This is a genomic window from Croceibacterium atlanticum (assembly GCF_001008165.2).
Classification (GTDB): domain Bacteria; phylum Pseudomonadota; class Alphaproteobacteria; order Sphingomonadales; family Sphingomonadaceae; genus Croceibacterium_C; species Croceibacterium_C atlanticum.
The window spans coordinates 1,543,380-1,563,089 of record NZ_CP011452.2 but is presented as its reverse complement, the minus strand read 5'-3'; the positions used below and the strand labels follow the sequence as shown (position 1 = coordinate 1,563,089).

Annotated in this window: 21 protein-coding genes; 13 read left to right on the top strand and 8 right to left on the bottom strand. The window is 61.1% G+C overall.

Annotated features, from left to right (window positions below; genetic code table 11):
- Positions 1-370: 370 nt before the first annotated feature.
- A complete protein-coding gene (gene rimO, locus WYH_RS07420) occupies positions 371-1,753 on the bottom strand; it encodes a 30S ribosomal protein S12 methylthiotransferase RimO (protein ID WP_046903339.1) in 1,383 nt (460 codons plus the stop codon).
- A 70-nt stretch (positions 1,754-1,823) separates the two neighbouring features.
- On the opposite strand from rimO, the gene WYH_RS07415 reads away from it, so the two are divergent.
- A complete protein-coding gene (locus tag WYH_RS07415; RefSeq protein ID WP_046903338.1) occupies positions 1,824-2,243 on the top strand; it encodes a DUF1761 domain-containing protein in 420 nt (139 codons plus the stop codon).
- 12 nt (positions 2,244-2,255) lie between these two features.
- On the opposite strand, the gene WYH_RS07410 is transcribed toward WYH_RS07415, so the two are convergent.
- The 4 genes from WYH_RS07410 to serS all read right to left on the bottom strand — a co-directional run bounded on the left by WYH_RS07410 (position 2,256) and on the right by serS (position 5,923).
- Positions 2,256-2,639 (bottom strand): hypothetical protein, encoded by a 384-nt coding sequence (locus WYH_RS07410; RefSeq protein WP_156320088.1) that lies wholly within the window; start codon positions 2,637-2,639, stop codon positions 2,256-2,258.
- A 122-nt stretch (positions 2,640-2,761) separates the two neighbouring features.
- Positions 2,762-3,847, bottom strand: coding sequence for a potassium channel family protein (locus WYH_RS07405; protein WP_046903336.1), 1,086 nt, complete (start codon positions 3,845-3,847; stop codon positions 2,762-2,764).
- 40 nt (positions 3,848-3,887) lie between these two features.
- On the bottom strand, positions 3,888-4,643 hold the full coding sequence (gene surE, locus WYH_RS07400) for a 5'/3'-nucleotidase SurE (protein ID WP_046903335.1): 756 nt from the start codon (positions 4,641-4,643) through the stop codon (positions 3,888-3,890).
- The gene (gene serS / locus WYH_RS07395; protein ID WP_046903334.1) at positions 4,643-5,923 is read right to left on the bottom strand and encodes a serine--tRNA ligase; all 1,281 of its coding nucleotides are present in this window, start codon (positions 5,921-5,923) and stop codon (positions 4,643-4,645) included. Before serS ends, surE begins: the two co-directional genes overlap by 1 nt.
- Before the next feature lie 161 nt (positions 5,924-6,084).
- Between serS and WYH_RS07390 the strand changes: the two genes are divergently transcribed.
- The 3 genes from WYH_RS07390 (at position 6,085) to WYH_RS07380 (ending at position 10,039) form a co-directional block, all read left to right on the top strand.
- Positions 6,085-7,359: a sulfotransferase family protein gene (locus WYH_RS07390; protein ID WP_235979024.1), complete on the top strand. Its 1,275-nt coding sequence runs from the start codon at positions 6,085-6,087 to the stop codon at positions 7,357-7,359.
- Positions 7,360-7,758: 399 nt separating this feature from the next.
- Positions 7,759-8,604 (top strand): sulfotransferase family protein, encoded by an 846-nt coding sequence (locus WYH_RS07385; RefSeq protein ID WP_218917155.1) that lies wholly within the window; start codon positions 7,759-7,761, stop codon positions 8,602-8,604.
- Between the two features lie 142 nt (positions 8,605-8,746).
- Positions 8,747-10,039 carry a polysaccharide pyruvyl transferase family protein gene (locus WYH_RS07380; RefSeq protein WP_046903332.1) on the top strand — a complete coding sequence of 431 codons (1,293 nt, stop codon included), beginning with the start codon at positions 8,747-8,749 and terminating at the stop codon, positions 10,037-10,039.
- Positions 10,040-10,085: 46 nt separating this feature from the next.
- Here the strand turns inward: WYH_RS07380 and WYH_RS07375 are convergent, their stop codons facing one another.
- On the bottom strand, positions 10,086-10,601 hold the full coding sequence (locus WYH_RS07375; RefSeq protein ID WP_082347893.1) for a hypothetical protein: 516 nt from the start codon (positions 10,599-10,601) through the stop codon (positions 10,086-10,088).
- 71 nt (positions 10,602-10,672) lie between these two features.
- Positions 10,673-10,867 carry a YgaP family membrane protein gene (locus WYH_RS07370; protein WP_046903331.1) on the bottom strand — a complete coding sequence of 65 codons (195 nt, stop codon included), beginning with the start codon at positions 10,865-10,867 and terminating at the stop codon, positions 10,673-10,675.
- Positions 10,868-11,116: 249 nt separating this feature from the next.
- Between WYH_RS07370 and gntA the strand changes: the two genes are divergently transcribed.
- The 5 genes from gntA (at position 11,117) to WYH_RS07345 (ending at position 16,136) form a co-directional block, all read left to right on the top strand.
- Positions 11,117-11,842, top strand: coding sequence for a guanitoxin biosynthesis heme-dependent pre-guanitoxin N-hydroxylase GntA (gene gntA, locus WYH_RS07365; protein ID WP_046904919.1), 726 nt, complete (start codon positions 11,117-11,119; stop codon positions 11,840-11,842).
- The gene (locus tag WYH_RS07360; protein ID WP_244877980.1) at positions 11,764-12,372 is read left to right on the top strand and encodes a DUF1989 domain-containing protein; all 609 of its coding nucleotides are present in this window, start codon (positions 11,764-11,766) and stop codon (positions 12,370-12,372) included. Before gntA ends, WYH_RS07360 begins: the two co-directional genes overlap by 79 nt.
- A 67-nt stretch (positions 12,373-12,439) precedes the next feature.
- A complete protein-coding gene (locus tag WYH_RS07355) occupies positions 12,440-12,943 on the top strand; it encodes a 2Fe-2S iron-sulfur cluster-binding protein (RefSeq protein ID WP_053833444.1) in 504 nt (167 codons plus the stop codon).
- Positions 12,940-13,926, top strand: coding sequence for an FAD binding domain-containing protein (locus WYH_RS07350; RefSeq protein WP_046903329.1), 987 nt, complete (start codon positions 12,940-12,942; stop codon positions 13,924-13,926). The genes WYH_RS07355 and WYH_RS07350 overlap by 4 nt, the downstream gene beginning before the upstream one ends.
- Positions 13,923-16,136, top strand: a complete 2,214-nt coding sequence (locus WYH_RS07345; protein ID WP_046903328.1) for a xanthine dehydrogenase family protein molybdopterin-binding subunit — start codon at positions 13,923-13,925, stop codon at positions 16,134-16,136. The genes WYH_RS07350 and WYH_RS07345 overlap by 4 nt, the downstream gene beginning before the upstream one ends.
- A 46-nt stretch (positions 16,137-16,182) precedes the next feature.
- Here the strand turns inward: WYH_RS07345 and WYH_RS07340 are convergent, their stop codons facing one another.
- The gene (locus WYH_RS07340) at positions 16,183-16,677 is read right to left on the bottom strand and encodes a CinA family protein (protein WP_046903327.1); all 495 of its coding nucleotides are present in this window, start codon (positions 16,675-16,677) and stop codon (positions 16,183-16,185) included.
- A gap of 118 nt (positions 16,678-16,795) precedes the next feature.
- Here WYH_RS07340 and WYH_RS07335 point away from each other — a divergent pair, with 118 nt between their 5' ends.
- The 4 genes from WYH_RS07335 (at position 16,796) to WYH_RS07320 (ending at position 19,684) form a co-directional block, all read left to right on the top strand.
- Complete coding sequence (locus WYH_RS07335) at positions 16,796-17,407, top strand: flavodoxin family protein (RefSeq protein WP_046904917.1); 612 nt, start codon at positions 16,796-16,798, stop codon at positions 17,405-17,407.
- Positions 17,408-17,414: 7 nt separating this feature from the next.
- Positions 17,415-17,687, top strand: coding sequence for a DUF3175 domain-containing protein (locus WYH_RS07330; protein ID WP_046903326.1), 273 nt, complete (start codon positions 17,415-17,417; stop codon positions 17,685-17,687).
- Between the two features lie 38 nt (positions 17,688-17,725).
- Positions 17,726-18,661: a Rossmann-like and DUF2520 domain-containing protein gene (locus WYH_RS07325; protein WP_046903325.1), complete on the top strand. Its 936-nt coding sequence runs from the start codon at positions 17,726-17,728 to the stop codon at positions 18,659-18,661.
- 510 nt (positions 18,662-19,171) lie between these two features.
- Positions 19,172-19,684, top strand: a complete 513-nt coding sequence (locus WYH_RS07320; protein ID WP_082348082.1) for a helix-turn-helix domain-containing protein — start codon at positions 19,172-19,174, stop codon at positions 19,682-19,684.
- Positions 19,685-19,710 lie beyond the last annotated feature (26 nt).

Genomic DNA, 19,710 nt, shown 5'->3' with positions numbered 1-19,710 from the left:
GAGAGGCCGATCGGGCTTCCTCCCGCATGTCGGGATGAGGAATGGCGCGATGGGCCCGCTGGCGGCGCAATGCGCTGCGCGGGTCGCGCGTGTCAGAATGCAGCTTTCCCCGTTTGCAATGAGCACAGCACGCTCTCCCCTCCCAGGACTCCCCGCGCTCGCACGGCCCGGGTGCTGTCCGATGCCTTGCCTATCAGTGCAAAATGGTTCTGTCGATAAATGATTTATATATAAACCATTACCATAGAAACGGTTTTAAAAACGTACCAGTTTTATGGCGCGCGCGCATATGGCGGCCGACCGTGCCGCGCAAATCGCGCGTGTAAACAAGGCTTTGCAGGGATTGTTCGAGGCCTGGCGGCCGCGGGGTCTATCGGTCGATTACGCCGAAGAGATCATGTGCATCGGCATCTTCGACCAGAGCCGACACGAAATCACCCGGTTTCAGATCGGCCGGGACGTTACGCAGATAGACCTGACCGTCGATCTCCGGGGCATCCGCCTGGCTGCGCCCGGTGGCGCCGATATCGCCATCCTCGTCCGGTTCGCCGACCTCGTCGATGATGACCGGCAGGCGGCGGCCGATCTTGGCCTGCAGCTTGGCCGCGCTGATCCGTTCCGTCACTTCCATCAGCCGGGCGTAGCGTTCTTCCTTCACCGCTTCGGGCACGGGATCGGGCAGGGCATTGGCCGCCGCGCCTTCCACCGGTTCGAAACGGAAACCGCCCACACGGTCCAGCTGGGCTTCTTCCAGCCAGTCCAGCAGGTAGCGGAAATCATCCTCCGTCTCTCCGGGGAAGCCCACCACGAAGCTGGAGCGGACAGTTATGTCCGGCGCGATTTCACGCCATTTCTTCAGCCGGTCGAGCACCTTCGCTTCATTGGCCGGGCGTTTCATCGCCTTCAGCACTTTCGGGCTGGCATGCTGGAACGGAATGTCGAGATAGGGCGTCAACAGCCCTTCCGCCATCAGCGGGATCACCGCATCGACATGCGGATAGGGATAGACGTAATGCAGCCGCGTCCACGGCACGTCGCCTTCCGGGGTGCGCAATTGGCCCAGTTCACGCGCGAGATCGGTCATATGCGCGCGGACTATATGGCCATGCCATTCGCGTTCCTCGTGCCGCGTATCGACGCCATAGGCAGAGGTATCCTGGCTGATGACCAGCAATTCCTTCGTCCCGGCGGCAACCAGCTTTTCCGCTTCGCGCAGAACGGCATCGATCCGGCGGCTGGCCAGCGTGCCGCGCAGATCGGGGATGATGCAGAAGGCGCAGGAATGATTGCAGCCTTCGGAGATCTTCAGATAGCTGTAATGGCGCGGGGTGAGCTTCACATCGGCCTGCGGGATAAGATCCATGAACGGACCCTGCGCGGGCGGGGCTGCTTCATGCACCGCCTCCACCACGTCTTCATATTGATGTGCACCCGTGATCGCCAGAACCTGCGGGAAGCGGGCGCGGATCACATCCGCTTCATCGCCCATGCAGCCGGTCACGATCACGCGGCCGTTCTCGGCAATCGCCTCGCCAATTGCTTCCAGGCTTTCTTCCTTGGCGGAATCGAGGAAGCCGCAAGTATTGACCAGCACGACATCGGCACCGGCATAATCCGGGCTCATCGCATAGCCATCGGCGCGCAGACGTGTGAGGATACGCTCTGAATCGACGAGCGCCTTGGGGCAGCCGAGGCTGACCATGCCGACCTTCTTCTGGTCGGGAATCTTCGTTTCGGGGGGCAACGTGGCCATAATTTTCGCGCCCCTACACCCGGGCGACGCTTTCCGCTAGGGTTACGATATCCGGATGAGGAGGGTTGCGATGGGCGAAGTGAACCTGCTGGCCGTATTTCTTGGGGCGCTTGCCTTCTTTTTGATCGGCGCGATCTGGTACGGGCCATTATTCGGCAAGAGCTGGCGGGAACTGAACGGCATTGCCCCGCTGCCCCCATCTGCCACCGGCCCGCGCCCGGGCCAGCACCCTGCATGGCTGATCATGGTGCTGGCATTCCTGTTTGAAATGCTGATTTCCCTGATGCTGGGCCACAATATCGCGCGGACGAACCCGCCGCCTTACGTGATCATGATGATGGCGGTCGGGTTCGGCGCCACGATCATGACACCGGCCATCGGCATCCATTACCTGTTCCAGATGCGGCCGGGGAAGCTGTTCTTCATCGATGCCGGTTACTTCATCGTCGGCATGGCCGCGATGGGCGGCGTGTTCATCGCCCTGGGATAGGAAGGCGCCGCCTTATTTGCTGGCGAAGACCGAATAATGCGGTTCCAGCGCCGTGACCTGATCATTGGCGAAGCTGATTGCATAAGTGATGCTGCCGCCGCTTTCTGCCGGGACGGAAACATTCCAACGATCGCTGCCATCGTCCAGAGCCGCAGGATCGGGGTGGAAGCCGGCAATCTTGGCGCGCACCGCATCGCGGCTTTCACCCACTTCAAAAGGACCGGCCGGGCCGCTGGTATAGGTTTCGGTGAAGCCCCACAGGCCTTCATCGGCAGAAAACCACGCCGCCACATCCGGCCGTTCCCGGCCCATGCCGGATCGCATTCCGGTGGTGAAGGTGAAGGCGACTGCAAGGAAACAAACCGTCGCTGCGGCGAACAATACTGAGCGGCTCATGCCTCTCTCCCCCATAATGCCGGCAGTGGCCGCGTCTTGCGCGCGGATTCGCCGTTCATGATTTTGCGGGCGATCCTTGTTTCATCTGCAGCAATTCGCAAGTGTTAACTTGCGGCCGGAAATCAGGCGACGATTTCTTCGTCCGATTCCACTGGCGCATTGGTGGGGCGGACTTCCACGATAATATCGCCCGCCTGCAATGCTGAAACTTCTGCGTCCCAGAAGCCATAGGCCACGCCATTGCGATAGATGCGCAGGCCTTGCCCGCCAGTTGCCAGCTGGCTCAGCGGTTTGGCAATTTCTTCCGGGCGAACGGGCCGTTCCACCAATTGCACCCTGCCGCTGACGGAAGCGAGATCGGCCAGATAGTCCGCAATATGCGCGCCCTGTGCGCTGCCGGCCAGCAACAGGCCGGTGAAGCGAACCGGGTTTATGACATTATCGGCGCCTGCCTGGTGGGCGAGAATCTCGTTATCCGCGGCGCGTACCACGACGCTGATCGGCACGTTGGGCGCCAGGTGGCGAACGGTCAGCACGATCAGGATGGAGGCATCGTCCCGTCCGGCGGAAACCAGGACGGTGCGCGCTTCCTTGATGCGCACTGCCATCAGATGTTCATCGCGCGAGGCATCCGCCTCTATCACGTTGCAGCCAATGGCTTCGGCCTGGGCCAGCCGTTCCTCGTCCGTATCCATCACCACGATGGAACGGGGATCGGTGCCGCGTGCAATCAGCTCGCCCACGGCTTCCGAACCGGATACGCCGAAGCCCAGCACGACCACGTGATCAGACAGATTTTCCTGGATGCGGGCCATGCGGAACTTCTCCCAGCTGCGCTTGATGACGAAATTATAGGCGGCGCCGACGAATATGAAGATCACCGCGAAACGGATCGGCGTGACGATCACCGCTTCCACCATGCGCGACCGGGGCGTGATCGGCGCAATATCGCCAAACCCGGTCGTGGTGATGGAGATCATGGTGAAATAGACCACGTCGAGGAAACTGACATGGCCATCGTGATTGTCGATCAGTCCGTCACGATCGAACCAGTGGATCATCACCACCAGCATGACCAGCGCCAGCGCCGCGCCCAGCCGCAGGCCGACATCGGCCCAGACGGGGACTTTCAGCGCACGCCGCAGGGGCGTGAAATTGCGCCGCCGGATCGCTTCCTCATGCCGGTTGGAACGATGCGAGCGGGCCATGATCAGCCGCCTCCTGCCGAAAACGGGGAGGGGCGACAGATCATTCGCCGTAACATTCCGCAAGCCGGCCGATCGCCGGGTGGTGAGTCAGGTCCAGCTGCAACGGGGTGACGGCAACATAGCCTTCCGCCACGGCTTCCAGATCGGTGCCGCTGTCCAGCGTGTGTTCCATGTCTTCCAGGCCGAACCAGAAATAGGGCCGGCCGCGCGGGTCCATCCCTTCCACCAGCGATCCGCGGCTGTAATCGTGGAACCCCTGCCGCACCACGCGCACGCCCTTTACCGCATCGGCGGGCAGGGCGGGGAAATTGATATTGACCAGCGTGCGCCGGGCCATCTGCACTTCCAGCAGCGGTTTCAGAACCCTGGCCGCCCAGCCTTCAGTGGCGGCAAAGCCATGGTCTGCGCCGCGCAGGGCCTGGCTCAGCGCAATGGCCGGAATACCTGCCAGCGCGCCTTCCATCGCGGCTGAAATCGTGCCGGAATAGGTGATGTCGTCACCCAGATTTTCACCATTATTGACGCCGGAAATCACCAAATCCGGCTTCGTGTCGGGGAACAGCTTGCGCAGGGCCAGATTGACGGAATCGGTCGGCGTGCCGGTGACGGCAAAACGCTTCTCGCCATGCTGCTGCAGCCGGACCGGGCTGTGCAGGGTCAGCGAATGGCCGGCGCCGGATTGTTCTTCCGCCGGGGCGCAGACCCAGACATCGTCCGAAAGCTGCGCCGCGATGCTTTCCAGCACCCGCATTCCGGGGGCGTGAAAGCCATCGTCATTGGTCAGCAGGATCCGCATCAGGACGCCGGCACCAGCTTGTCCAGACCGCCCATATAGGGGCGCAGCACGTCCGGCACAGTCACCGATCCGTCTTCCTGCTGGTAGTTTTCCAGCACTGCCACCAGCGTGCGGCCCACCGCCAGGCCCGATCCGTTCAGCGTGTGGACGAAGGCGGTCTTCTTTTCGCCTTCCGGGCGATAGCGCGCATTCATCCGCCGCGCCTGATAATCGCCGCACCAGCTGATCGAACTGATTTCGCGATAGGCGCCCTGTCCCGGCAGCCATACCTCCAGATCGAAGGTCTTTTTCGCCGTCGCGCCCATGTCCCCGGCGCAGAGCAGCATCTTGCGATAGGGCAGGCCGAGCTGTTGCAGCACAGCCTCCGCGCTTTCCACCATATGTTCATGCTCTGCCATCCAGTCATCCGGGCGGCAGATGCAGACCAGTTCCACCTTCAGGAACTGGTGCTGGCGGATATAGCCGCGCGTATCGCGCCCGGCGGCCCCCGCTTCGGACCGGAAGCACGGCGTATGCGCCGTCAGCCTGATCGGCTGGGCCAGATCGCCGAGGATCTGTTCACGCACGGAATTGGTCAGGCTGACTTCGGCCGTGGGGATCAGCCAGCGGCCATCGGTCGTCTGGAACAGGTCGTCGGCAAATTTGGGCAATTGCCCGGTGCCGAACACGGCTTCGTCCCGCACCAGCAAGGGCGGGGCGCATTCGGTATAGCCGCGCTCCCCCGTCTGGAAATCGAGCATGAATTGCCCGATCGCCCGTTCCAGCCGCGCCATCTGGCCGCGTAAAAAGGTGAAGCGCGCGCCGGACATTGTCGCGCCTGTTTCAAAATCCATGCCGAGGGCGGGGCCGAGATCGGCATGTTCGTTCGCCTCGAAAGCGAATTCGCGCGGTGTACCCCAGCGGGAGACTTCCTGATTGGCCTCCTCATCCTCGCCTTCGGGCACGCCATCGGCCGGGATATTGGGCAGGCCCGCCAGCATCGCATCCAGCTGCGTGCCCAGTTCCCGCTCTTCCTCTTCCAGCCGCGGCAGGCTTTCCTTGATCTCCGCCACTTCGGCCTTGAGAATTTCGGCGCTTTCCACTTCGCCATTGCGCATGGCGAGGCCGATTTCCTTGCTCGCTTCGTTCCGGCGGCCCTGCGCTTCCTGCATCCGCGTGGTGACCGCGCGGCGCCGTTCGTCCAGATCGAGTATTTGCGAACTGACCGGATCCAGACCGCGAAGGGCGAGGGCGGCGTCGAATGCTTGCGGGTTTTCCCGGATGGCGCGCAGATCGTGCATGGGCCCGGCCTATCACGCAGCGGGGGGCGGTTGTCCAGTGGGCTTGCCAGCCGAAGCAGTTGAAACGCGGGGAACCGGGTTGCGGGTCAGGGGTAAACCTTCCTATGCCGTTGCAACGCGATTGTCCGGCGGCCAGGCGCAGCAGTCGAGGGGGGCGAGAATTGACCGACAAAGTGCTGCGCCCGCCGCGGCGTACCCGTTTCATAGATGGGCTGAACAGGGGCATGGCGCTGGCGCGGAGGGCAGGCCTTGCGGACCGGCCGGTGCTGGAAAAACAGGCGCTGATGGACCGTGCGCGCGCCTTCACCGGGCTGGAGGATTTCGGCGATCCCTGGTTCGAACGTCCGCTGGATGTGCTGCTGGAAGCGGTGAAGGGCGAAGCGCGGCTGAACACCGCCGGGGAATGGGCGGCGCGCGCGCAATTTGAAAAAGTGCTGCATGACCGGCTGTGGGCCCGGCAATGGTTTGCCAGCCATCCCGAAATCCTGGAGCGGCGCCTGCCGCATCCGGTGATCGTGGTCGGGCCGATGCGATCCGGCACCACGCGGATGCACCGGCTGCTGTCGTCCGACCATCGCTTCACCCATATGCGCAGCTTTGAAACGATCAGCCCGGTGCCGCGCCCCGGTTTCACTTTCGGGGAGGCGGATAGCCGGGCCGTGCTGGCCAAACGGATCATGCGCGTGGCGCGGCTGGCCAATCCGCGCACGCTGACCATTCACCCGACCGGCCCTTATGAACCGGAGGAAGAGCTGGGCCTGCTGGTCAGCAGCTTCTGGGGCATGAAGCACGAGGCGCAGTGGTGGGTGCCCAGCTATGGCCGGTGGTGCGAAGGGCAGGACGCCGTACCCGCCTATCGCCAGATGGCGCAGCTGCTGAAACTGGTCGGCTGGTCGCAGCAGGCATCCAGCCTGCGGCCATGGATATTGAAAACACCGCAGCACATGATGGATTTGCCTGCCCTGTTGCAGGTGTTCCCCGATGCGCGGCTGATCTTCACCCATCGCGATCCGCTGTCGGTGGTGGGCAGCACCGCTTCGCTCGCCTGGAACCAGACGATCATCTATTCCGACCACGCCGATCCGCACGCCATTGGGGAGGAATGGCTGCGCAAGACACGGTTGCAGATCCAGCGAATGCGCGCCGCGCGCGACGATATCCCGCGCGAGAGGATGATCGACGTGCATTATGAAGAAATGGAAAGCGATTGGCGCGGGGCGATGCGGCGCGTCTATGATTTCCTCGCCCTCGATATCGAACCGGCGCTGCCGGCGATGGAGGCCTATCAGATGCGGGCGGCCGGGCTGAAACATCGCCCGCACCGATACAGCCTGGAGGAATTCGGCCTCTCGCCGGAAAGGGTGCATGGCGAACTGGGCGATTACATCGCCACTTACGGCATCGCGAAGGAACACCGGGCCAGCAGACTGGCATAGCCAGGCGGACGAGCGCTCGCCCGGCGGCGCCAAATCCAACAATCTGGAACAGTTGGAACACTGTCCTGAAGGACAATTCCGCACCTTGCGCGCAAGGCGTTCATACAGGGCCGAACGGTTGGAAAGAGCGTCCCGTCCATATGCGGGAGATGGCGATGTAGGACAGCATCCCGATCAATTATGATGCAAGGATGCGCAGGCACTCGGGTTAGCTCGCTTGATCGAGCATCCCCGAAATCGCCAGGCAGCCTACCCTTCGGGGCCATTGAACCGGGCGCCAGACCAAGCCATCGCTTGGGCAACACTTTTTAACCTCGGTCATTCAGGACACTCAAAAACTTCCGGGGTGCACTTGGCGCAGATGTCGAATTGTTCGGCAAACAGAACAGAAGGTGCGACTTGGCTCTGCAATTCAGCGACATTGACTTCCTCATCATCGGTGCCGGAAAATCGGCCACGACCTGGCTGCAGACGCAGCTGCAGGCGGATCCAGCGGTCTATATGGTCGACCCGGAGCTTCACTATTTCTCGAGGGAGTACCATCGGGGGGATGACTGGTACCTGTCGCAATTCAGCGAAGAAGGTATCGGAAAAGTCGTGGGCGAGAAGTCCAATTCCTATATGGACGAGCCCGAGGGTGCGGCCCGCATCCATCGCGTCCTGCCCGATGTGAAGCTGATCGCGCAGCTTCGCGACCCCGTCGAACGGGCCTATTCCCATTATTGCATGTTTTTCCGCCGCGGTGCGGTCGGGCCGGATATCGAAAACTACCTCGATCCCTCCAGGTCCAGGAACGACCGGCTTCTGAATATCGGGAATTATGCCGCACACCTGCGCAACTACATCGACCTTTTTGGCCGCGAAAAGCTGCTGATCCTGTTTTTCGAAGGTGTGGCAGCCGACCCCGAAGGGCAGATGTCCCGCGTGCGAACCCATCTGGGTTTGCCGCCGCGCCCGCTTGCAACTGCGGCACGCAGTATAGTGAAGGACAAGACATCGCGGCGCGTGCCTGGGCACATGCGCCGGCGCCTTGCCTGGATGAAGCCCATAGTGCGCCCTCTGCGCGGCACATCCGCGTTCGAGGCAATCCGCGGATCATTTGTGCAAGAAATCCGGTATCCTCCGCTGACCGACGAACTGCGAGAGCGCCTGAACGACTATTACGCGCCATCCATCGAGGCGCTGGAAGAAATGAGCGGCCAGTCGCTCGGTCACTGGTGCAGGCAGATGGCTTGCGCAGACTGATGAGCTTCCATTGGCATTTATCCCATCGATCATGGTTGGTCCGCTGGTGCAAATACACCGCGGAATTGGTCGATATCCCTGCCATGGCCTAGGCTGCAGCCAGCCATGGCTTGGTATTTGAGATTAGATACAGGCGATTAGAATGAAAAAAATCATCATCACCGGCATCCAGATGAGGAACAAGGGCTCGCAGGCCATGTTCCTCTCGCTTTATTCCGCCTTGCGGAGGCTCTACAAGGATTGCGAGGTTATCGGCTTCGCCTTCAAGACGGATTCGCCTGAACAATATGCCTTCAAGCTCTTGCCTCATGATGATTATACTCGTCTTGTATTCAAGTATCGCCTGAACAATATTCCATTTCTCACTCCTTTTCTTACCCGCTTCGCGGGGATGGTGAGAAAAACCGACAAATGGAACGGCAAGATCGCGGAAATGGACAAGGCGCTGCGCGAAGCAGATCTTGTTCTGGACGCCAGCGGCTACACGCTCGGTTCGGGCTGGAGCAAGAAGGGCGGCGCCCAACTTCTCGACACGATCAGGACCGCCAGGCGCTACAACAAGAAGATAGTGCTCATGCCTCAGAGCTTTGGCCCGTTCGACTGGGGCGAAGACGATGATGCGCAGTTCCTTGAAGAGGTCAAACGGGAACTGGCCTATTGTTCAAAGATATATGCCCGCGAAACAGAGGGTTATGAATGCCTGAAGTCCCTCGGCCTCGACAATGTCGAATTGTCTGCTGACCTGGTTATCAGGGAGGAGGCATTTCCGAAGGCAAGCGAGATTTTCGTTTCCGGCAAGTCCCAGGACATCGACTATCCCGAGCGAGGCTCTGTCGGTTTTATCGTCAATGAAAACCTCTTCAGGATCGGCGATCCGGCATCGGTTCGCAGGCTTTATGCGCAAATGCTCGACAAGCTGGTAGAGAAGGGCGAGAAAGTATATTTCCTGAATACATCGACGGCAGACCTCAAGCTTACGGAAGAAATACTGAGCGAAACCCAAAACAGGGACAAGGTCAGCGTCATAACCGGCGACTATTCGAGCCCAGAGCTTATCGACATGATAAGCCGGTTCAAATATGTTGTCGCCTCACGGTATCATTCGATTGTTTTCGCCTACAGAAGCGGCGTCCCCGCCATCATATTCGGATGGGCGGTCAAATATACCGATCTGGCGGCGCATTTCGGACAGCAGGACTACGTCTTTGACGTTAGAAATCCGAGCCTGGAACAGCTCATCAAGAAAATTGATGAAATGGGCGAAAGGCATCAGCAGGAATCGCAGCTGATCAAGCAGCGACTGGACGTCATGCAGTCGAGTTCGGTTGTGAGAAGCGCGCTGGACGAATTGGGGCTTGGGGCCGAGGTAAAAGTGGAATTCAAGCCCACTCAAAAGAGCAGGGCTCAAACGAAATCCATGATTCCGTCAGTATAATATTTTCGGCACGAAGCCCCAATGGTAACGGTGCAGCCTCACGGTCTCACCGTTCGCAAGGTTTGCCCTGATACTGGCTTCGGTGGAGCTTGTATTCGTTCCCGTCCCAGCGGATCACGGGCATGCAGAAGCCGGGGCCGCCCACTTCTATATCGGGAAAGCCATCGGCGCCGGTGGTATCCAGGAAGTTGGCATAGCCGATCGTGTCGACCATCTGTTTCCAGCTGCCATCGGCCTGCTGGCTGAGCAATTGGAAGCCCGCGCCCGATCCGCCGAAGCAGAAGGTGCCGCCTTCTGTCACCAGCGCTTCGGGCAGGCCATCGCCATTCAGATCGCCCGGCAAGACCACCGCGCCGGGTTCATAGCTGGGCGTGCCGGGATCTTCGCAGCGTTTCCATTGCTCGCCCTGACGGGTGAAGCCGGCAGCGCGGAAGATCGCGGCTTCGTCGATTTGAGGTGGGGATTCGGAGGGTGAGGCAGGCTCGGCCTGTGCCGCATCCTCTTCAAAACATCCGGCAAGGGGCAGGGTGCAAAGCGAAACAACGAACAAAAACCGGCGCATGGGCAGGCTCCCGCAGAGTTGATGCGGGATGATATCATTTTGCCGCCGGGGGAATAGCCGGTTTGTGCCACCTATTTCGGTTTCCTGCAGGTCGTGATGCCGAACAGGGAATAGATCGGGCACATGCGGAAAATGCCCGTTACCAGCGGGATGATGCCGATCAGGCCCAGCGGGGTCTGCGGGCCGACAAAGGCAAGGGACAGCAGCATAACGCCAATGGCGATGCGCAATACGCGGTCGATCCCGCCGACATTGATCTGGAACATTCCACCTACTCCTCGCCTATTATCATGCTCGCCCGCAATCGGGATGGCTTTGACGGCGATCAAGCTGTCGGAAAACCGGGGGCAGGGCAAGGATTGAACGCGCGCCATTCACGGGCCGGGCCACCCCGGAAGGCCTGCAGGCATCGCTTCGGGAAAAGCGATTAACAAAGATCAGTCCGGGAAACCGTTTCAACCCTGAAGCGTAAGCCTTGGACCATGTCGGAACTGCGCGAGAAGAACGAAAAGCGGATGTTGCTGGATCTGGACGCTGCGGCGCTGGATGAAAGCCTGCGCCGCCATGTCGCCGAACCGGATTTCCCCTGCCTTGGTGCGAAATCGGCCGCGGCGCGCGGTAAATTGCGGGTGGAAGCGGCCTGGTCGATCACCAGCGCCTGGGATGATGTGCGCATCCATGACGAGCTGATCGAATGGAGTTATGCCTATGCATCCGACCCGGAAGGATTGCGCAGTTTCGCGGTGGTTTTTTCCGGCCCCACCGATCTTGACGAAGAAGCCTTTGAAAAGGCGATGTGGGAACGGCTGCAATCGCTGGCGGACAAGGATGCGTGGCGCGGGCAGCCTTACAATCCCGGCGTGGTGAGCGATCCGGGCAACAGCCATTTCTCGCTCAGCTTCGGTCAGCAGGCCTATTTCGTTGTCGGTCTGCATCCCAATGCCTCGCGCCCGGCCCGCCGCACCCCGCATCCCACGCTGGTATTCAACCTGCATGATCAGTTCGAACGGCTGCGCCATGAAGAGAAATACGAACGGATGCGCGAACGCATTCTGGACCGCGATCTGAAGCTGGCGGGAACGCCCAACCCGATGCTCGCCCGGCATGGGGAGGGCAGCGAAGCGCGGCAATATAGTGGACGCATCGTAGGAGAAGACTGGAAGTGCCCATTCAAGGATCCCCGCAGCGGGTCGAACCGAGAAGCGGAACGTCATTCACGCTCGAAACCGGGGACGAGCTGACCATCATCGATCCGCTGGGCGGGCAGGTGAGCGATCTGGTTGCCTTTTCGGCGGAGGATCGGCGCGAAGCGCTCTCCAACGGGCGCACCTTCGATTATGAAGAGACGATCAGGCTGAGCCGGGGGGATTTCCTCTGGTCAAATCGCTCTCGCAAGATGCTGGAGATCGTGGAGGATACGGCGGGCAGCCACGATTTCCTGCTGACGCCGTGTTCGGTCGATACGTTCACCCATTTCTATCCCGACAAGCCCGTTCATCGCGGATGCTTCGGCAATCTGGCGGAAGCGCTCGCGCCTTATGGGATAGAGGAGGCAGACATACCCACGGCCTTCAACGTGTTCATGAATGTGCCGGTCAACGCCGTCACCGGTAAGATCGAGGTCAAGCCGCCCGTAACGCGGGCGGGCGACCTGATCCGGTTCCGCGCCCGGATGCCGCTGGTGATCGGGATGACGGCCTGTTCGGCCTATGCCTCCAACGGGGGCAGCTTCAAGCCGATCGATTATCACGTGCAGCGGGCAAGCGCCTGACTGCCCGGACACGCACCGGGGAAACGCTTTTGCACCTGGCCGTTGGAAGAGGTGAAAGGAAAGATTCTTGCCAATCACCATCAACGATCAGACCCATGAACTGCCGGATGATCCGCGTGTCAGCCTGCTCGATTTCCTGCGGCACCATCTTGGGCTGACAGGATCGAAAAAGGGATGCGATCATGGCCAGTGCGGGGCCTGCACCGTGCTGGTGAACGGAATGCGCATCAATAGCTGCCTGTCCCTGGCCGTGACCCATGATGGCGACAGCGTCACCACGATCGAAGGGCTGGGCACGCCGGCGCAACCTTCTGCCCTGCAGCAGGCCTTTGTGGATCATGATGGATACCAGTGCGGATATTGCACGCCGGGCCAGATCTGTTCAGCCACCGCCATGTTGCAGGAACTGGCGAATGACTGGCCCAGCGATGCAAGTGAAAGCCTGACCGGACCCGTCGAAATCAACGGGGAGGAGCTTCGCGAACGGATGAGCGGCAATATCTGCCGCTGCGGGGCCTATGCCAATATCATCGCCGCGATCCGCCACGCGTCGGAAGGGGAGCGGGCATGAGGCCGTTCGATTATCAGCCGGCCCGGCGCCTGGAACATGCAGCGCAGCTTTGCGGTGAAGAAAATACGCGGGCGCTGGCAGGCGGGACCAATCTGATCGACCTGATGAAGCTGCAGGTGGAAACGCCGCGGACGCTGGTTGGCATCGAAAGATTGCCGATGGCCGAAATAGAGGATCTGCCGAATGGCGGCCTGAGGATCGGCGCAAATGCCACGAATACGGCAGTAGCGGTCCACCCGAGGATCCGCGCGGATTATCCGGTGCTTTCACGGGCGATCCTTGCCGGAGCCACCCAGCAATTGCGCAACAAGGCGACCACTGCGGGCAATCTGTGCCAGCGCACGCGCTGTTATTATTTTACCAATGTGGACCAGCCCTGCAACAAGCGGGAACCCGGATCGGGTTGCGGGGCGATTGACGGGATTTCGCGCAATCACGCGATATTGGGGACCAGCGATCGGTGCATCGCCACCTATCCCGGCGACATGGCAGTGGCGATGGCGGCGCTGAACGCGATGGTCGAAATCGCGAATGCGGAAGGTGAGCGCAAAGTCATCCCGGTGCGGGATTTCCACCGCCTGCCGAGCGATACACCGTGGCGCGACAATAAACTTTCGCCGGGCGAGATCATTACCGGCGTAACGCTGCCCCCGCCAACTGGCGGAACCCAGCTTTACCGGAAGGTTCGCGAACGGTCGTCCTACGCATTTGCGCTGGTTTCCGTGGCGGCGATCGTGACGATGGAGAACGGGAAGATAGGGCGGGCGGAACTGGCCTTTGGCGGATTGGCGCACAAGCCCTGGCACGATCCGCGCATCGGGCAATTGCTGACCGGACAAGCGCCAGCCGCATCGCTGTTCGATGAAGCGGCGCACCTGCTGCTGGAAGATGCCCGCACCCATGGCGGCAATGATTTCAAGATCAAGCTGGCGCGCCGCACCCTTGCAGCCGTGCTGGCAGAAGCGACGGGAGCGGAAGAATGAGCGTCCGGTTGAAGCAGGACAAGCCCGATACGCGCAACATATTGGACAAGACGCAGCAGAAGGTGATCGGCAAGCCGGTTTCCCGGCCGGACGGAATTGCCAAGACAACCGGAACCGCACCTTACGCTGCTGAATATGCCATCGAAAACTGCGCGGAAGGGGTGCTGGTGACGGCCCCGTTCACCCGCGGTGAAGTGACCGGTATCGACGCATCTTCGGTCATGGACATGCCCGGCGTGATCGCCGTGATCGATGATGACCGCCTGACCGCGCGCCCGGCCCAGGGAACGGCTGCCAAAGCGCCGGCCCAACCGGCAAGGAAGGTGGGCTATTTCGGGCAGCCGATCGCTCTTGTCGTGGCGGAAAACTTTGAACAGGCGCGCGATGCGGCCCGGCATCTGAAGGTGCAATACCGGGCAGATGCGCTGTCTGACGTGCCGCTGGATCCGGAAAATGCTGGCGCTGAATCGCAAGGCGGCACCAGGCAGGGCGATCTCGCCCATGCGATGAAGATCGCGGCCCATAATGTCGATGTGACCTATCGCACGCATGGGCATTCCAGCGCCGCGATGGAGCCCCACGCCGCCATCGCCCAATGGGATGGGCAGCGCCTGACCGTGCACGCTTCGCTGCAAATGCTCAAATTCAACATTGCCGAACTGGCCGATTGCCTGGGCCTGGAGGAAGACGATATCCGGTTGCTGGCGCCCTATGTCGGCGGCGGTTTCGGATCGAAGCTGGGCATCAGCCAGGAAACCGTTGCCGCATCGATTGCTGCGATGGCGCTGCAGAGGCCCGTTCGCGTGGTCTTGAGCCGGCAACAGGTGCTGCAATGCGTGATGCGCCGGTCCGAAACACGCCAGCGGTTGAGGCTGGCCTGCGATGAGGACGGGCGGTTGATCGGCTTCGGCCATGAAGCGCGCGTTTCAAACCTTCCGGGCGAATCCTTTGCCGAACCCGTGCTGCAATCCAGCGAATTCCTCTATGCCGGGGAGAACCGGCATCTTGAACTGGAACTGGCCCGTATTCACCGGATGACCGCCGGTTCCGTCCGCGCCCCTGGCGAAGCGGTGGGAATGCCTGCCCTGGAAGCCGCGATGGATGTGCTTGCCGAAAAGGCAGATATCGATCCGGTGGAATTGCGGCTGCGGAACCTGCCGGAAAAACACCCGGCCAGCGGCCTGCCATTCTCTTCCCGCAAATATGCCGAATGCCTGCAGGAAGGCGCCAGGGCGTTCGGGTGGGAGAAGGGCGGATGGCAGAAGGGGCCGCGCCGCCCACGGCAGAAGAAAGAGGGCGAATGGTGGATCGGCACAGGCATGGCCGGTGCCGCGCGTGTGCACAATGTGATGGAAGCGAAGGCCCGCGTTCTCCTCCAGCCCGATGCCACTGCCGTCGTCCAGACGGACATGACGGATATCGGCACGGGCAGCTATGCCATATTGCGGCAGGTCGCGGCGGAAATGCTTGGGTTGGAGCCGGAAAAAGTGCTGGTCGAACTGGGCGATACGGATTTTCCGCGCGCTTCGGGTTCGGGCGGCAGCTGGGGCGCATCCTCTGCCGGATCGGCCGTGTTCGTGGCGTGCGAGGATCTGCGCGGCCGGATCGCGAAGCTTGCCGGAACATCAGCCGAAGAGATTTCGCTGAAAGACGGCATTGCGAGCTGGCACGGCGGCAGCCTTCCGCTGGATCAATTGCTGGATGGCAAACAGCTGGAGGCCGAAGGGCATTACCAGCCAGGCGATATTACCGATGATTTCACGGCCGCAGGATATGGTGCATTCTTTGCCGAAGTCCGGGTGAATGATTTTACGGGCGAGGCACGGGTCAACCGGATGCTGGGGGCCTTCGGCTTCGGGCGCGTCCTCAACGAAAAGACCGCCCGATCGCAATGTCTTGGGGGCATCACCTGGAGCATCGGCGCTGCGCTGACAGAGGCGCTTCTGTTCGATCCCGTGGATGGCCATCTGGCGAATTGCGATCTGGCGGAATATCACGTCCCCGTGCACCGGGATGTTCCCGATCTCGACGTCTTGATGATCGAGGAACGGGATCCGGTGGCCAGTCCGATCCAGGCCAAGGGCATTGGCGAACTGGGCATGTGCGGCGGGGCGGCTGCCATCGCCAATGCGATCTACAATGCATGCGGTGCGCGCCTGTTCGAATTTCCCATGACGCCCGACAAGGTTCTGGCCGGCTTGCCGGACTGAATTGAGCGGCTGCGCGCTTCCCCGGCGTGCAAGCACCGGGAAGCGGTCAATCGCGGCGAATATTCGCCAGCAACAGTTTCAGCGCGGCCGCCACGGATTCTTCGCAGACGGCCCGGCGCCCGATGTCACCGAAATGGCATGTCTGCCGCTCTCCTGCCGTTTCCCGTTTCGCAAGGGCGATATGCACCAGCCCGACTTCCTCGTCATTCTCCTGCGGGCCGGCAAAGCCGGTAATCGAAATGCTGATATCGGCGCGGCTGCGATCCAGCCCGGCCTGCGCCATCTTGTCCGCCAGTTCGGGGCTGACACCTTCGCAAGCCTCCACCTCCGCGCGGTCCAGCCCCAGCAAATCGCATTTCGCCTCGTTCGAATAGACGACAAAGCCGCGTTCCAGGGCGCCGCTCACATCCGGGTTCGCGACAAGGGAGGAACAGAACATGCCGCCGGTGCAGCTTTCCACCACGGCAAGGCTGGGACCATCCGAACAGCGGGCTTCGCCCAGCTGGTCCACCAGATCGGCAATGGTTCTGTTCCGGCTCATCCATATGTCCCTTCTGAAACCCGGCAGGAGGAGTGATTTGTTGGTTCAGCCCGAGAAACGATCTGAAATTCAAACCGTTGCAAGCGGGAAGACCAAAATCGGCAAGAGGATGAAAAACATGTCGGATCTTACCGCGATCGCGCTGAACGCAACGCTGAAGAAAAGCGGAGGGGACAAGTCATCGACCGATGCGATGATTGCCGTCCTGGAAGAGAAACTGCAAAAACAGGGCGTGAAGCTGGCGGAAACCATTCGGCTGGCCGATCATGACATGAAACCCGGCGTAACATCGGATGAAGGGAAGGGGGATGACTGGCCCGAATTGCGCAAGAAGATCCTCGCCCATGACATCCTGATATTCGGCACGCCCATCTGGATGGGGCAAATGTCCAGTATCGCGAAACGGGCGCTGGAACGGATGGATGCTTTTACCGGCGAAACCGATGAGAACGGCCGTATGCCCAGCTATTCGAAAGTCGCCATCGCCGCGATCGTGGGCAATGAAGACGGCGCGCATTGCGTATCGGCCAGCCTGTTTCAGGCGCTGAACGACACGGGATGGACCGTGCCCGCCGTGGCGGCCTGCTACTGGGTCGGGGAAGCCATGGGCTCAACCGATTTCAAGGATCTTTCCAAAGTTCCGGACAAGACCGCCCAGACAGCCGAAATGGTGGCGTCCAATGCCGCCCATCTCGCAGGCCTGCTGAAGAAGAGCCCCTATCCGGGATGATGCCGCCATGACGGAAAAATGGTCTCAAAACGTTACCGAAGGTTCGGACTCGCTGGATCTGGAAGAGGGCGTTTTCACCTGGAAAGATCCGAAGGACATCGCCAGATCGCTCAAACGGTCTGCCGAACAGAGCAAACGGCGCAAGGGAACGCCGCTGCAATCGGCAATGAGCATGCTGACTTTCTACATCAACCGCGCCGGCGGCAATCTGTCGAAAGCAGACAGGGAAAAGCTGGAACGGGCAAAGGATGAATTGCGCGCCCTGTTCGGCAAGAACTGAACTGCGGCCCGCCCTGACCACCGATCCGGGTGGAAACAATGGATTGCCGGGGCTATCGCTGGGGCGTGAAAGAGAAATTCCCCGTCGGACAGGTCGGGATCATCGGAACCGGCCGGGTGGCACGCGCGCTTTCCTGCGGGCTCGTGCGGCGCGGCATGGGCGCGCCTGTTCTCTGGGGCCGCTCGCCCGATAGCTGCAGGGCCGCCGCCAGTGAGACCGGAGGCCATGCCGAAGCCTCGCTTCCCGCTCTCCTCGCCCGATCCGATGTGATCGCCATCGCGGTGTCCGACGATGCCATCGCCGGGATCGTCCGGACGATTGCCCAGGCCCCGGTGCAATGGCAGGGCAAGCTGGTTTTTCACGTCAGCGGCGGCAGCGGAACGAATATTCTGGCGCCGCTGCTCGCCCTCGGGGCCGAAACCGCGGCGATCCATCCGGCGATGACCTTCACCGGCCAGCCGGAACTGGAAAGCGCGAGAATGGCAGGCGCCCGCTTTGCCATCACGGCCGCGCCGGAGGAAGCGACCGGCCGTGCCCGCGCGATTGTGGAGGCTCTGGAAGGTGTGCCGGTGATGATCGATGAAGATCACCGGACGCTGTATCATGCGGCCCTGTGCCATGCGGCAAACCACCTCGTCACACTTCTGAGCGGGGCGTTGGATGCGCTCAGAACGGCCGGAGTGGACGATCCGGCCAGCCTGCTTTCCCCGCTCGTTCACGCTGCCCTGGACAATGTGCTGGCCAGCGGTTTCGACGCGCTTTCAGGCCCCGTGAAGCGCGGAGATGCAGGCACGATCCGCGATCACCTGGCGACACTGGAAAAACACGCCCCGGCCCTGCTCCCGACATACCGAGCCATGGCCATCGCCACCGCCGAAGAGCTTGCAAGACAGGACAACGAGCCAGCAGGCACCTCGCTGCTGCTGGAATTGCTTGGCGGTTCTGCGGATGGGAGTGTGTCCGGGCTGGAGTGATGATGTGGTGGTTCTCGTTCGTGACACAATAAGCGATGGTCAACGCTAGGCCTGCGGATCGACGTTGACGCTGCTCGAAGTCGCGTGAGCAACGCGGGCCATGACACACATGGGGACAAGCGCCGGGACGTGCATGGCGAGCCCATGCCGACCGAGACCCGGCCTTGCCTCCGATGCCGCAAGCCCTTCGAAAGCGAGGGCTCGCACCATCGGCTTTAAGGAATTTCTCGAGGAGGCCGGTATCAGAATCGAGCACCCAATTACGAATGAGCGCCAATATTAGCTTGGAAAAGGCGTGCCCCATAGGACGTCAGCGTCTGGGGCTCCACCGTACTAGTTCGTGCTGACCGTTACGATGCGTGGCGGTTCGGAACGCGTCCTACTTCATAGGCCGGTGGCGACTGTAGCCACAAGTCCTCGATGTCTCGTCGCATAGGTCGCAAACGTCCTATCGTATCGCTTGCAAATCGCTCTGTTGGGCGCATTATCAGACCATCGAAAGGCGGTATGATGAGCGACAATACCAAAAACGACACCGAGGCCAAGGTCGTCGACTTCGTCAACCTTCTGGCGATGGCCGGTAAGCCCGACACACGCAAGGCCTCGGAGAAGAAGTTCGGCAAGCCTGTGATGGACGTAGGCTTTTGCATCACGCCCTCTATGCTGATGAAGGCGCAAGCGAGGATCGGGCTCAACCCCGTCCAGTTCAACATCGTGATGCAGCTCCTCGATCAGTGGTGGGCTGCGGAACGGAGGCCTTGGCCGTCGAAGGCGACGATTGCTGAGCGTATGGGAATGAGCCCGCGTCAAATTCAGCGACACATCGCCGAGATGGAAGGCGCAGGTCTGATTCGTCGGATCGGGCGAACCAAGCCCGGCAAGGGCAAGACCAGCAACGAGTACGACCTCTCGGGACTGGTGAAGAAGATGCAGGAGCTCGAGCCTGAGTTCACGCAAGCGAAGGAGGAGGCGAAGGCTCGGAGCAAGGCACTCACGCAGCCCAAGCACAAACAATCGGCTTAAGTCCCGACGCGGCGTTCTTCGCCAGT